14 protein-coding genes are annotated in these 13,041 nt (G+C 71.2%); 2 read left to right on the top strand and 12 right to left on the bottom strand.

Translation table 11 applies throughout. From position 1 onward, the window contains the following. Positions 1–21: 21 nt before the first annotated feature. The 10 genes from I7S92_RS06650 to I7S92_RS06605 form a co-directional block, all read right to left on the bottom strand. On the bottom strand, positions 22–975 hold the full coding sequence (locus tag I7S92_RS06650) for an ABC transporter substrate-binding protein (RefSeq protein WP_197642714.1): 954 nt from the start codon (positions 973–975) through the stop codon (positions 22–24). Positions 976–1,010: 35 nt separating this feature from the next. Then, positions 1,011–1,817: an SDR family NAD(P)-dependent oxidoreductase gene (locus tag I7S92_RS06645; protein ID WP_197642713.1), complete on the bottom strand. Its 807-nt coding sequence runs from the start codon at positions 1,815–1,817 to the stop codon at positions 1,011–1,013. An 89-nt stretch (positions 1,818–1,906) separates the two neighbouring features. Further along, a complete protein-coding gene (locus tag I7S92_RS06640; protein WP_197642712.1) occupies positions 1,907–2,611 on the bottom strand; it encodes a FadR/GntR family transcriptional regulator in 705 nt (234 codons plus the stop codon). A 3-nt stretch (positions 2,612–2,614) separates the two neighbouring features. Beyond that, a complete protein-coding gene (locus tag I7S92_RS06635; protein WP_197642711.1) occupies positions 2,615–3,379 on the bottom strand; it encodes an SDR family NAD(P)-dependent oxidoreductase in 765 nt (254 codons plus the stop codon). Positions 3,380–3,727: 348 nt separating this feature from the next. Beyond that, positions 3,728–4,108, bottom strand: a complete 381-nt coding sequence (locus I7S92_RS06630; protein WP_197642710.1) for a putative zinc-binding protein — start codon at positions 4,106–4,108, stop codon at positions 3,728–3,730. 82 nt (positions 4,109–4,190) lie between these two features. Beyond that, entirely contained in the window at positions 4,191–5,144 is a 954-nt protein-coding gene (locus tag I7S92_RS06625) for an FAD:protein FMN transferase (protein ID WP_197642709.1), read from the bottom strand. Next, a complete protein-coding gene (locus tag I7S92_RS06620; protein ID WP_197642708.1) occupies positions 5,125–7,326 on the bottom strand; it encodes a PepSY domain-containing protein in 2,202 nt (733 codons plus the stop codon). Before I7S92_RS06620 ends, I7S92_RS06625 begins: the two co-directional genes overlap by 20 nt. Before the next feature lie 10 nt (positions 7,327–7,336). Next, positions 7,337–7,804, bottom strand: coding sequence for a DUF2271 domain-containing protein (locus tag I7S92_RS06615; protein WP_197642707.1), 468 nt, complete (start codon positions 7,802–7,804; stop codon positions 7,337–7,339). Between the two features lie 23 nt (positions 7,805–7,827). Beyond that, entirely contained in the window at positions 7,828–8,220 is a 393-nt protein-coding gene (locus I7S92_RS06610; RefSeq protein WP_197642706.1) for a hypothetical protein, read from the bottom strand. Positions 8,221–8,369: 149 nt separating this feature from the next. Beyond that, on the bottom strand, positions 8,370–8,684 hold the full coding sequence (locus tag I7S92_RS06605; protein ID WP_197642705.1) for a PepSY domain-containing protein: 315 nt from the start codon (positions 8,682–8,684) through the stop codon (positions 8,370–8,372). A 142-nt stretch (positions 8,685–8,826) separates the two neighbouring features. Between I7S92_RS06605 and I7S92_RS06600 the strand changes: the two genes are divergently transcribed. Both I7S92_RS06600 and I7S92_RS06595 read left to right on the top strand, forming a co-directional pair. Further along, complete coding sequence (locus I7S92_RS06600; RefSeq protein WP_197642704.1) at positions 8,827–9,486, top strand: response regulator transcription factor; 660 nt, start codon at positions 8,827–8,829, stop codon at positions 9,484–9,486. Then, on the top strand, positions 9,483–10,799 hold the full coding sequence (locus I7S92_RS06595) for an ATP-binding protein (RefSeq protein WP_197642703.1): 1,317 nt from the start codon (positions 9,483–9,485) through the stop codon (positions 10,797–10,799). The genes I7S92_RS06600 and I7S92_RS06595 overlap by 4 nt, the downstream gene beginning before the upstream one ends. Here I7S92_RS06595 and I7S92_RS06590 read toward each other — a convergent pair. Together I7S92_RS06590 and I7S92_RS06585 are read right to left on the bottom strand one after the other, a co-directional pair. Further along, entirely contained in the window at positions 10,796–12,040 is a 1,245-nt protein-coding gene (locus I7S92_RS06590; protein WP_197642702.1) for a glycerate kinase type-2 family protein, read from the bottom strand. The genes I7S92_RS06595 and I7S92_RS06590 overlap by 4 nt on opposite strands. After that, positions 12,037–13,041 carry a LacI family DNA-binding transcriptional regulator gene (locus I7S92_RS06585; protein ID WP_197642701.1) on the bottom strand — a complete coding sequence of 335 codons (1,005 nt, stop codon included), beginning with the start codon at positions 13,039–13,041 and terminating at the stop codon, positions 12,037–12,039. Before I7S92_RS06585 ends, I7S92_RS06590 begins: the two co-directional genes overlap by 4 nt.

Below are 13,041 nucleotides of genomic sequence, written 5' to 3'. Positions count from 1 at the left end.
CCCCTCCCCGGCCAGGTTGCGTCAGTTGGCGGCGCAGGTCGCCCATTCGCGCCACCTGGCCTCGTTCTCGGTCGCCCAGGCCATGGCCACGTCCTCGACCGTCTGGCCCTCGACATCGACCTTGTAGACCAGGTTGCCGACCTCATCCCCGTCCATGGTGAAGTTGCGCAGGATCTCATAGGCGCAGGGCCAGACCTTCTCGCCCTCCGCCCAGGCCATCTTCTTGATCCAGCCCTGCGGCTTGCCGCAATCATAGGCCTTGTCGGGGTTCAGGCCCCAGGCCGGATCGCTGTAGCAGGCCTCTTCATAGGCCGGGAATTCGACGAAGGAGCCTTCGAAGACCGAGGGGGCCCAATGCGGCGTGTAGACCCAGAGCAGGATCGGCGCCTTGCGCTCGTAGGCCGATTGCAGTTCGGCGAACATCGCGGCGTCGGTGCCAGCATGGACCACCTCGAACGGCAGGTCCAGCGCCTCGATCCGCTCCTCGTCGAAGCCGCCCCAGCTGACCGGCGCGCCCAGATAGCGGCCCTTCGGCGCGGTCTCGGGGGCGGAGAAGGCCTCGGCGCAGGATTTCAGTGCCTCCCAGTTCGGCAGGCCGGGGCAGAGGTCGGCCATATAGGCCGGATACCACCAGTCCTCGCGGGCATGGGGGCCAAGCTCGCCCATGTCCAGCACCTTGCCGGTGCCGACCGAGGCGTTGAAGGCCTTGTCCTGCGTGGTCTGCCAGGTCTCGACCGCCATGGTCAGGTCGCCGGTCTCGAACCCCGGATAGCGGGCGCTGTCGTCGGCGATAACCTTCTCGACGTCATAGCCGTAGGTCGACAGGATGATGTTCAGAATCTCGGTATTGACCAGCATCGAGGTCCAGTCGGCCTGCATCAGCTTGATGGTCTGGTCCGATTCCGGCTCGAAGGCCATGGCCGGGGCGCTCAGCGCGACACCGGCGGCCGCGGCCGTGGCGAGAATGGTCTTCATGGTCTTCCTCCCTCTTGTTTCTGGCGCCCGGGGCCTCAGCCCTTGGCATACCAGCCGTTGTCGACGTAAAGCGCGGTTCCGTTGACGAAGCTCGCCTCGTCCGAGGCCAGCCACAGCGCGGCGGCGGCCACCTCTTCCGGCTCGCACAGCCGGCCCTGCACGGCGTGCAGGTCGGCCTCGTTCCAGTTCTGCCCCAGCCCGTCGAGTTCCTCGATCTCGCGCAGGCCGTGGGCGGTCTTGACGAAGGCCGGGCAGACCGCGTTGGCGCGGATGCCCTGGTCGCGGTATTCGATGGCGATGGAGCGCGCGAGTTGCAGCACCGCGCCCTTCGACATGCAGTAGATGCTTTCCAGCGCGAAGCCCTTCTCGCCGCCGATGGAGGAGGTGATGACGATGGAGCCGCCGCCGTTCTGGCGCATCTGGGCCACCACCTCGCGGCAGACGATGAAGGAGGACCGGACGTTGATCGCCATCAGCCGGTCGTAGTCCTCGTCGGTGGAGTCATGCAGCGGCTTCACGATGATGGTGCCGGCATGGCTGAAGAGCGTGTCCACCGGCCCCCATTTGGCGTTGACCTGCGCCAGCGCGGCGCGCACGGCCTCGGAGCGGGTGACGTCGGTCTCGATGAACATGACCTTGTGGCCCTGGGCGGTCAGCTCCGCCTCGGCGGCCCGCCCCGCCGTGGCGGCGATGTCGAGGATGGCGACCTTGGCGCCCGCCTCGGCGAACATGCGCACGGCGGCGAGGCCCATGCCGTTCGCGCCCCCGGTGATGATCGCGGTGCGTCCGTCCAGCCGTCCCGCCAGCGGTGCCCGGGTCAGGGCTTTGGCATCAATGTTCATTCCGGCCCCATTGGTTTAATGGTATGTCCTTCATACCAATAGGGCGAGACCGAGTCTGTCAAGGCATTTCCGTGCGGGGGAATGGCGTTTCAGGCGGCGGAACGGGTGATCTGGCGGATGGCGCCCCAGAACCGGGCGTTCACCATCTCCATCGCCCGGTCGGCATCTCCGGGGCTTTCGGCCTCCAGCGCCGCCAGCAGGGCCTGGTAGGCGGCAAGGGCAGCCGTGACCGACCCGTCCTCGGGTGCGGTCTCGAAGGGCAGGAACAGTTCGGCAATGGCGTCCTCTACCCCGCGCGACAGCAGCGGATTCTGCGCGCTATCGGCCACGGCCAGCAGGAACAGCGTCTCGGCCTGCTTGCGGCGGGCGGCATCGGGCGCATCGCGCATCAGGGCCAGCGCCTCGCGCATCTTCTTCAGGTCGGCCGGGCCGCGGCGCAGGGCGGCAAAGCGGGCGGCGGCGCTCTGGTTCACCACCAGATATTCCACCACCCGCATCGAGGCCGCGGGCGCGCGCGCGATGCGCCGCCGCGCCATCTGGCCCAGCCGGTCGGCATCCGAGACGAAGGCCCCGCCCTGCGCCCCGCGACGCACAGAGATGTAGCGGTTCGTCTCCAGCACCCGCAGCGCCTCGCGCAGGGTGACGCGGCTGATGCCGAACTGGTCGGACAGCTGGCGTTCGGCGGGCAGGCGTTCGTCCGGCAAGAGCAGGCCGGAATGGATCTGGCGTTGCAGCAGGTCCACGGCAAGGCCGTGCGCGGCCTTGGGTTCAAGCGGACGCAGGCCCCAGAGCACGGCCTAGACCGCCGTGAAGGTGTTGTCGACGAAGATCTCGGCCCCGTTGACGAAGCTTGACGCGTCGGAGGCCAGGAACAGCGCCACCTCGGCCACTTCCTCGGGTTCGCAGATCCGGCCCTGCATCACGTTCACATCGCTTTCCGAGGCCAGCACCCCATAGCTGCGCAGTTGCGCGATCTCGTGCTCGCCATGCCGGGTGCGCACGAAGCTGGGGCAGATCAGGTTGCAGCGGATGCCCTGGTCGCGGTATTCCACCGCCAGCGCCCGGGCCAGCTGATGCATCGCCGCCTTGGACGCACAGTAAAGCGCCTCGAGATGCGTCGCCGCCCGCACCCCGGTGGTGGAGGTGAAGACCAGGGTGCCCTTGCCGCGTTCCAGCATCTGCGGCAGCACGAGGCGGGTCATCAGGAAGGCCGACTTGGCGTTGTTGTCCATCAGCTCGTCCCATTCCTCGAGCGTGCAGTCGAGGAAGGGTTTCACCAGGATGATGCCCGCATGGTTGAACAGCACGTCGATCCGGCCCAGCCGGTCGCTCGCGGCCTGAAAGGCGCTGCGGGCGCCCTCGACCAGCGAGACATCGGCATGGACCCAATCGACCTCGTGCCCGGCCTCGACCAGTTCCTCGGCCAGCTGCCGCGCCGCCTCGCCGTCGCGGTCGGCGATCATGATCCGCGCGCCTTCCTGCGCGAAGAGCCGCACACTGGCCGCGCCGGCCCCCTTGGCCCCGCCAGTGATCAGGACATTCTTGCGTTCCAGCCGCTTCATGGATCGGAAACTAGACCAAAGGCAGTGGCAAATCCATCCCCGCTTGCCCAAGTAGCGATCCAAAATTGACCGAGAAGCGGAGCCGATCTCCGAGTGGTTCGGCTCGTCCTGGTCCGGGAGCCGACGGTGGGCTGAGGAGCGCGAGACATTGCATCAAATCATGAACACCCGCTGCACACGGTGTCCGTCAACACACAGTCCATCATGGCGCCACGGACAGGCGATGCGACCTGATCCTTCCCCATTCCGGTTTCAGCCCGCATTCCTGCCCCCGACCCAGTCCTGCCGCGCCGGAGGCGCGGGAAGCGCCGGATATGGCGCAGGAGGCGGCGCGATGCGAGGGCGCGGTCAGCTTGCGGCGGCGGGCGCGGGTTGCAGCGCGGCGGCCATTTCGGAGAGGACGCGCTCGGCCTCGGCGGTGTCGAAATCGGACTGGTAACGCTTGCGCACGCCGTGGTCGGACAGCAGGTGGTAGTCGTCGGGCTGGACGCCGTGCCGGGCCAGGCAGTTGCGCACGCAGGCCAGCGCGCAGCCGTCGATGCCGATGATGCGGCGGCCGGACTTGGCCAGGCGCACCAGTTTCGGCACGTCGCCGCCGACACCGGCGATGCAGGACATCTCGGCCAGGCCGCGCCGGTCCAGCGCGATGGCGAGATGGTTCGCCATCTGCGCCGCGCTCGAGCAGCCGGAGCAGGAATAGACCAGGGGCAGGTGTTCGCGTGAGGACATGGGCATCCCTCGGATCAATCGTCGGCGAAATCGGAACATGGATGGCGGGGAGTGTCGATGGACAGATCGTCGCAGGGGGCGGTCAGGCCGCAAAGAGGCGGCCGAGGGGCAGCGGCCGAATCGCGCCGTCCGGCCCGCGCAGGAGGTAGAGTGCGTCGAGCCCGGCCCTGGCGGCGAGGTCGGCGCCGACCTGGGGGCCCGCGACCATCAGCGCGGTGGCCCAGGCGTCGGCCTCGGCGCAGGTGGGGGCGACCACGGTGACCGAGGCGGGCGGGGCGGGCAGCGGTGCGCCGCGGGCGGGGTCCATCGTATGCGACAGGCGGCGATCGCCGACCGTGACCCAATGCCGGTAGTCGCCCGAGGTCGCAGCCGCCGCGTCCTGCAGCGCGAGGACCGACTGCGGCGCGCGGCGTTCCGGGTCCGGCGCCTCGACCGCGAGGATCCAGGGCTGGCCGTCGGGGCGCAGCCCGAGAGCGCGCATCTCGCCGTCGATGCCGACGAGCGCGTCGGTGATGCCATGGGCAAGCAGCACCTCGGCCAGCCGGTCGGTGCCGTGGCCCTTGGCGATGCCATTGAGATCGAGCGCGATCGGAGCGGTCTTGCGCAGGCGGCTGCCGTCAAGCTCCAGCCGCTCATGCGCGGGGGTGCGGGGGACGGCGAGGGCGGCGCGGATCGCCCGCGGGTCGGCCGGGTCGGGGCCGAAGCCCCAGGCGCGGACCGCGTCGCCCTGGCCGATGTCGAAGGCCCCGCCCGAGGCCCGGCCGATGGCCAGCCCCAGCGCCAGGACGCGCGCCAGGTCGGGGGCGAGGCTTGCCCATTCCCCGACCGGCATCCGGTTCAGGCGCATCAGGTCGCTGTCGGACCGCCAGGTGGACATCTGCGCATCCACCGCCCCCACCGCCGCCTGAAGCGCCTTCCGCACCGGCGCGGGGTCGAGGCCGGGCGGCGCGAAGAACAGCGCCGACCAGCGGGTGCCCATGGTCGGACCGTTCAGCGCGTGGCGGGCGAGGCCGGGGTCAATAGACGTCTTCGGCATAGCGTCCCTCTGCCTTCAGGAGCGCGGGGCTGAGGCCCACGGGGGCCAGGATCTCCTCCAGTGCCTCGGCCACGCCACGGGCCATTTCGCGCCCGCCGCAGACCATGATCCGCGCGCCCCTGGCGATGGAATCGGCCAGTTCGGCGGCCTGGAGGCGCAGCGCGTCCTGGACGTAGTGCGGCCTTGCCCCGCGCGAGACGGCGGTGGTGAGGCGGGAAAGCCGGCCCTCGCGCTGCCAGCCGGCAAGCTCGTCCCGGTAGAGGAAGTCGCTGTCGGGATGGCGGAAACCGAAGACGAGGTGGATCGGACGGCGGCGGCCGTTGGCGCGGATGAAACCGGCCAGCGGGCCGATGCCGGTTCCGGCCCCGATCAGGATCAGCCCGGCCCGGTCGCGCGCGGGGTGGAAGCCGGGATTGCGGCGCAGGAAGGCCTGGACCTTCTCGCCGGGGTGCAGCGCCAGAAGCTGGCCCGAGGCGAGGCCGCCGGGATATTTGCGTACCACGATCTCGACAAAGCCGTCCCGCGCGCCGGAGGCCAGCGAGTAGAAGCGTGGCACGTCCGAGCCTTCGGGCAGGATGCCGAGGAGGTCGCCGGCCTGAAAGCGCGCGAAGCCCTGCCCGGTCAGCCGCGCCCAGAGGCCGGCGCGCGGCAGGGCAAAGCGCAGGATCGCGGTCGGGGCCTGAACCTCGGCCCCGTGGTCGCGGCGTTGCAGCAGGGTCAGCGCATCGGCCTTCGGCGGCTGCGGCTGGTGGGCCAGCGTCAGGGGCAGGCCCAGCGCCGCGCCCAGAGCGGCGCCCCAGCGGGCGAAATCCTGCGGCGACTGGCGGTCCACGGTGTCGGAGGGCAGGAGCATCGCCCAACCCTTCGCGCGCGCGGCGGCCTCGATCGCGTCGGAATAGGCGCAATAGGCCGGAAAGCTGCGGTCGCCGAAGCCGAGAAGCGCGAAGGGGGCCTTCGGGGCCGATTTCAGCCGGGCGAGCCGGTCGAGGAAGCCGCGCGCCGAGGCGGGGGCGCCGCCTTCGCCATAGGTGGCGGCCAGGATCAGGTAGCGCAGGGCCCTGGCATGGCGGGCGGGGTCGAAGCCGGACATGGGGGCGACGTGGACGCTTTCCCCGGCCGCGCGCAGGGTCTGCGCCAGGGTGGCGGCGAAGCCCCAGGTGCTGCCTCCCTCCGAGCCGACGAGGATCACGGTCGCGGCGCGCGCGGCGGGGTCGTTGCCCCGGACCCGTCCGCGCCGTCCCGAAGCCCAGATGAGGGTTCCGGTCGCACCCAGGACCGGCACCGCCAGCGCCATCAGGCCGAGGATGAGCCCCAGCACCGCCGCCCCCCGGCCGGTATGCAGCATGGCGATGATCCCCGAGGCCTGCTGCCAGGCGCCGGGCCTGGACCAGCCCAGCACCGCGCCGGTGCCCTGGTCGATCACGGCGCTGCCCTGGTCGCTGTGCAGGGTGAAGACGTCCTGCGGATCACCGGCCAGGGGGAAGCCGAGGTCGCGCAGGCTGGTGACGGGGGTCTGGCGCAGCGCCTCCATTTCGGTCAGCGGCAGGCCGGTCAGCCCGCTGGCGGCGGTGGTCCGGGCCGGCTCCACCACGCCGTCGGGCAGGAGGCCGAAGGTCGAGGCCGTCATCCACAGCGCCGTCAGCGCCGAGAGGACGAGGCCCGGCATCGCAAGGCGCGCGATCTCGACATGCAGGCGCCCGGCGAAGGGGCCGCGCAGCGGGGCGAACCAGCGCCGCCAGCCGCCCGTGCGCCGCGCGACCAGCGCCGCGCCGGAGCCCGCCAGCACCAGAAGCGCCGCCGCCCCCGCCGCCATCGCCAGCCGCCCGGCATCGCCCAGGAAAAGCGAGCGGTGCAGCCCGGTCAGCCACCGCTCGACCCGGTTGGGATCGGCAAGCGCCACATCCGCCCCGGTCGCGGGGTCGATCACGGCCGATCCGGGGGTGCCGTCGTCGAACCACCAGGCGGTGATCCTGCCGGAAGGCGCGCGGCGGATCTGCTCCAGTCCGGGATGGCTGGCGGCCACCAGCGCGGCCAGTTCGGCCACGCTCTGCCCGGCCGGGGCCTGGGGCGAGGCCAGGCGCTCGGCCGCCGGAAAGACCGAAAGCGCCGCCCCGCTGAGCGCGAGGAGAAGGACGAGGACCAGGGCCGCGAGCCCCGGCCAGCGATGCGCCGCGCGGATCATGCGACCCCCCTTACTTGTAGGTGAAGCTGGCGATGTAGCGCCGGCCCTTGACCGGCTGGCCCATGCCCGCGGTGGTCAGGGGGACGGCGATCTCGTTCGGGCTGTCGCGCATCTCCTCGACCGCGGCGTCGATGTGGAGCGTGTAGCCCGCATCGAACAGCGCATCGGCAAGGTCGAGCGTGATCTCCAGCGTCCGGCCCGCGCCGACGCTGGCGCCGGTGATGCCGTCGATCTGCGCCGGATCGCCGCCGGTCGCGGCGTACCAGTCGCTGAGATGGGTATAGTATTTCGACTTGCCGCCAGCCATCCAGAGGCTGCCGACATAGGCACCCGAGGCATCGGTGACGTAAAGCGCGAGATAGGCGCCGTCGCCGCCATAGCCGGTCAGCGTGGTGCTGAGCGTCACCGGCCGGGCCAGGGCAAGGCCGGGAACGGTCAGGGCGGTGGTCAGCGCAAGGGCAGAGAGCAGGGATTTCATCGGGTCTTCCTTTCTTCGGGGCCTCAGTTCGTCACGGCCTTGGGCGGCGTGCCATTGCCGAAAAGCCCGTTCGCGGGCGGGGCGACGGTGCCTGCGGGCGCGGGATTGCCCTTGCCGCCCCGGCCGCGGCGGCAATCGTCGTCGTCATCGTCGTCGTCGCAATCGTCATCGTCATCGTCATCGTCATCGTCATCGTCATCGTCATCGTCATCGTCGTGCCCGCCGCGCCAGAGGCGGATCCAGCCGCGCTTGTGATCGTCATCGACCTGGATCAGGGGGGCAGCAGTCCCGTCGGCGGGGGCCGCGCAGAGGGCGGGGGCGCAGCCTTCGGCCGCACGGATCGCGGCCAGCGTGGGCAGGCCGAGTGCCAGCGTCAGGGCGCTGGTGGTGATGAGAAAGGCAAGACGGGGCTTCATCGCAGGATCTCCGCTGTTCAGGTGCCAGCGGTCTGGCCTGCGGACCTGAGCGGTTCCTGACGGGGCGGGTCTTTCCGCTTCAGCTTGCCGTCAGGAAGCAAAAAGCCCCGCCGGGCGGGGCGGGGCTGTATCGGGGGATGCGGGACGGGTCAGTCGCTTTCGGGTTTCCTGTCCCGGCCCTTCCCGTGCTCCTTCTCCTCCTCGTATTCGAATTCTACGGGCTGAAGCGTCCCTGGATGCAGCTTCACCTCGATCGCCTTGCCGGCGGCATCGGTGCCGTCGACCTCGTAGCAGCCGTCGTCGATCTTGATCCGGCGCACCGTCCAGCCCTTCTCGAGCGCCAGGGCCTCGACCGCCGAGCGCGGCTGCCAGTCGGCCATCGGCACGAAGCAGTCATCGTCGGCCAGCGCCGTCCCGGCCGGAAGGGCTGCGGCAAAGGCAAGAATTGTCAGTGTCTTTCGCATGCGGCACACTCCACGCCACGACCACCCGGCCCGGATGCGCCCCGAAGCTGACGCCAGCCTGAAGGCCGGGAGTGCGGGGCTTCAGTTCCGCGTCAGGGGGACAGGCGAAGGATGGGCCAGGAACGGGAGAACGGCAAGCGCGATGCGGATCCTGCTGATCGAGGATGATACCGTCCTGGGCGCGGCCGTGCGCGACCAGATCGCGGCCGATGGCCAGTCGGTCGACTGGGTGCGGCGGCTGGATGCGGCCTCGGACGCGCTTGGCGGTACGGGCTATGACCTGGTGCTGCTGGACCTGATGCTGCCGGACGGGCTGGGCCTGACCTTCCTGCGCCGGCTGCGGGCGCAGGGCGACGTGACGCCGGTGATCATCCTGACCGCGCTGGACCAGGTCAGCGACCGGATCGACGGGCTGAACGCGGGCGCGGACGACTATCTGGTCAAGCCCTTCGACCTGGCCGAGCTTTCGGCCCGCATCGGCTCGGTCGCACGGCGCTATGCGGGCAATCCGAATCCGATCGTCAGCCATGGCGCGCTGGAGATCGACCTGGCCGCGCGCAGCGTCCACCGCGAGGGCCGCCCCGTCACCCTGACCGCGCGGGAATGGGCGCTGTTCGAGGCTTTCCTCTCCCGCCCCGGCCAGCTTCTGTCGAAGGCGCAGCTCGAGGACAAGCTCTACGCCTTCGGGGCCGAAGTCGAGAGCAACACGATCGAGGTCCATGTCAGCCGGTTGCGCAAGAAGCTGGGCCCCGGGGTGATCGAGACCGAGCGCGGCCTCGGCTACCGGCTGGGCCGGGGATGAGGGGACCGCGGAGCCTGCAGGGGCGGCTGGGCCTCTGGCTGGGGCTGGCGCTGGGGCTGATCTGGCTTGCCGCAGCCAGCCTGACCGCCTTCACCGCCCGGCAGGAGATGGAGGAGGTCTTCGATTCCGCCCTGCAGGAGACTGCGCAGCGCCTTTTGCCGCTGGCCGTGGTCGACATCCTGGAGCGCGAGAACGAGGGGCTGACCCAGCGGATCGCCGCGATCCGCGAACATGGCGAGCATTTCACCTATGTCGTCAGCGACGAGCAGGGCCGGATCCTGCTGCAATCCCACGCCGCCGACCCCGCCCTGTTCCCCGCCTGGACGGGCACCGGCTTTGCCCAGTCCGCCACGCACCGCTTCTACAGCGACGAGGCGGTGCGCGGCACGATCCGCATCACCGTGGCCGAGCCGCTGGACCAGCGCGCCGCCGTCGCGCGGGAATTGCTGATGGGGCTGGGCCTGCCGCTGCTGATCGTCCTGCCGCTGGCCTTCCTGGCCATCGTGCTGGCGCTGCGCACCAGCCTGGCGCCGCTGCGCCATTTCCGCGAGGGGCTGGCGGCGCGGGGGCCGCGCGACCTGGGGCCGGTGGCGGCCGGGGGCCTGCCGATCGAGATCGCGCCGGTCGCCGAGGCGATGAACGGACTTCTCGCGCGGCTCTCCGCCGCCTTCGAGGCCGAGCGCAGCTTTGCCGCCAATGCCGCGCACGAGTTGCGCACGCCGCTGGCCGGGGCCCTGGCGCAGGTCCAGCGGCTGAAGGCCGAGACGGCGGATCCTGCGGCCCGCAGCCGCGCGGGCGAGATCGAGGCGGGACTGAAGCGGCTGACGCGGCTGTCGGAGCGGCTGATGCAGCTGGCCCGGGCCGAGGGCGGGCGGCTGCGGCGGGATGCGGCCGCCGACCTGCGGCCGGTGGCGCAGCTCCTGGCCGATGACCTCTCGCGCGCCTCGGGCCGGATCCGGCTGGTGCTGGCCGAGGCGCCGGTGCTGTCGGACCTCGACCCCGATACTTTCGCGATCCTGTTCCGCAACCTGGTGGAAAACGCGCTGCGGCATGGCGAGGGAATGGTCGATGTCGCGCTGGGGGATGGCATGGTGATCGTCGCAAATGACGGCCCGACCGTCCCGCCCGAGGCGCTGGCCCGCCTGACCGACCGTTTCGAGCGCGCGGGCGCGACCGCCGACGGCAGCGGCCTGGGCCTCGCGATCGTCGCCGCGATCGCCGAACGGTCCGGCGGCCGCCTGGACCTGGCCTCGCCGCGCGGGGGCAGCGGTCAGGGGTTCGAGGCCCGCTTCACCCTGCCCCGCGTCCTTTAGACCGGCGGCTGGATCAGGATGGCGCGGAAGTCGTTGACATTGGTCAGCGTCGGCCCGGTCACGACCTGCGTCCCGGCACGGGCGAAGAAGCCATGCGCGTCGTTCCGCGCCAGCGACCCGGCCGCGCCCGGCGTGGAAAGGGTCGCGGGTCCGACCAGCGCGCCCGCCACCTCGGCCGCGCCATCGACGCCGTCGGTGTCGCAGGCGAGGGCATGGACCTGCGGATGCCCCCGCAGCGCCAGGGCGAGCGCGAGGCAGAATTCCGCGTTCGGCCCCCCGACCCCGTCGCCGGTGCGGGTCACGGTCAGCTCGCCGCCGGACAGGAGCAGGACCGGCCGGTCGCCCGGCCGCATCCCCCCGGCCAGCGCAAGGGCCATGGCGGCCTGCCCCGCCGCCACCTCGCGCGCCTCGCCCTCGAGCCGGTCGCCGAGAAGGCGCACCTCGCAGGAGGCGCGGGCGAGGTCGGCGGCGGCGGCGAGGGATTGCGCCGGGGCGGCGTAGATCACGTTCCGGGTGCGGGCAAGGCGCGGGTCGTCCGGCGCGACGACGCCCGAGCGCGCCAGCGCCGCGCGGGCGGCTTCGGGCAGCGGGACATGCCAGCGGTCCAGCACGGCGGCGGCATCCTGCGGCGTCGTGGCATCGCCCACCGTCGGACCCGAGCCGATCAAGGCCGGATCGTCCCCCGGCACGTCCGAGATCATCAGCGCCAGCATCCTTGCGGGCCAGGCGGCCACGGCAAGCTGGCCGCCCTTGACCCGCGAGAGGTGCTTGCGCAGGGTATTCATCGCCGAGATCGGCGCCCCGGAGGCCAGGAGGGCGGCATTGACCTGCTGTTTTTCCGCTAGCGTCAGCCCCTCGGCCGGGGCGCAGAGCAGCGCGGAGGCCCCGCCGGAGATCAGGGCGAGGACGAAATCCCCCTCCTCCAGCCCCCTCAGGAGCGCCAGCATCCGCGCCGTCGCCGCCACCCCCGCCGCGTCGGGGACGGGATGGGCAGCCTCGACGATCTCGATCCCCCGGCAGGGACGGCCGTAGCCGTAGCGGGTGATCACCAGCCCCTCGCAGGGGCCCCAGGCGGCCTCGACCGCCTCGGCCATGCGGGCCGAGGCCTTGCCCGCGCCGATGACCAGCACACGGCCCTTGGGCTTTTCCGGCAGGAAACCGGCCAGCGAACGCATCGGATCGGCGACCTCGACCGCGCGGTCGAAGAGCTGGCGAAGAAAGGCGGCGGGATCTGGGATCATGGAACCTGGCTGGAGGCGCGGGGGATCAGGGTCACGGGTGTAATGGTTTCCGGCGGCGGGCGCTGGTCCTTTTCCAGCCAGGTCAGCACCGTTTTCGCCATTTCCCGACCGAATCCCGCAATGTCGCAGCGTACCGAGCTGAGCGCAGGAAAGCTTTGCGCGCAATCCTCGATGTCGTCGAAGCCGACGATCTTCAGTTCCTGACCGACCGGGCGGCCAAGCTCGGCGCAGCCGGTGAGCAGGCCGAGCGCGGTGAGATCGTTGAAGCAGAGGACGGCATCGACGGAGGGATGCCGGGCCGCCAGCTGGCGCGCGGCCTCGCGGCCGAAGGCGCGGCCCGGGCGGCCGGGCAGGTGCAGGGGTGGCAGGCCGCACCCGGCCAGGGCGGCGAGGTAGCCCGACATGCGCAAGTCGGTGACGGCGCGGCCCGCGATCCCGCCGACGAAGGCGATCCGCCGCGCGCCCTGGGCCAGAAGATGCTCGGTCGCAAGGCGGCTGCCGGCGGGATAGTCCGGCGCGGCGAAGGGGAAGCGGCCGGTGGGGACCACCTGGCGCAGGACCTGCAGCGCGGGGACATTGGCACGGGCGATGGCGTCGAAGGTCCGGTCCTCGTCGCCATAGGCGGGCGAGACGATCAGGGCCGAGACGCCATGTTCCAGCATCGCCCCCACCACCTGGGCCTGAAGCGCGGGGTCCTCGTCGGTGTTGGCGATGACGGTGGCATAGCCCGCCGCCGAAAGCGCCATCTGCAGCGAGGTGGCGAATTCGGTGAAGAACGGGTTGCGCAGGTCGTTGATCACCAGCCCGATCAGCCCGGCATTGGCCTGGCGCAGCGTGGCGGCGGCGCGGTTGTAGACATAGCCGAGCTCGGCCATCGCGCGGCGCACGTCCTGCCGCGTCTCCTCGCGCACCAGCGGGCTGTTCTGCAGCACCAGGCTTACGGTCGATTTCGACACCCCGGCCCGGGTCGCCACGTCGATGATCGTCGGCCGCTTTTCCAT

Source organism: Tabrizicola soli (assembly GCF_015999335.1).
Lineage (GTDB): Bacteria > Pseudomonadota > Alphaproteobacteria > Rhodobacterales > Rhodobacteraceae > Tabrizicola > Tabrizicola soli.
This window is presented reverse-complemented; position numbering and strand designations above follow the sequence as displayed.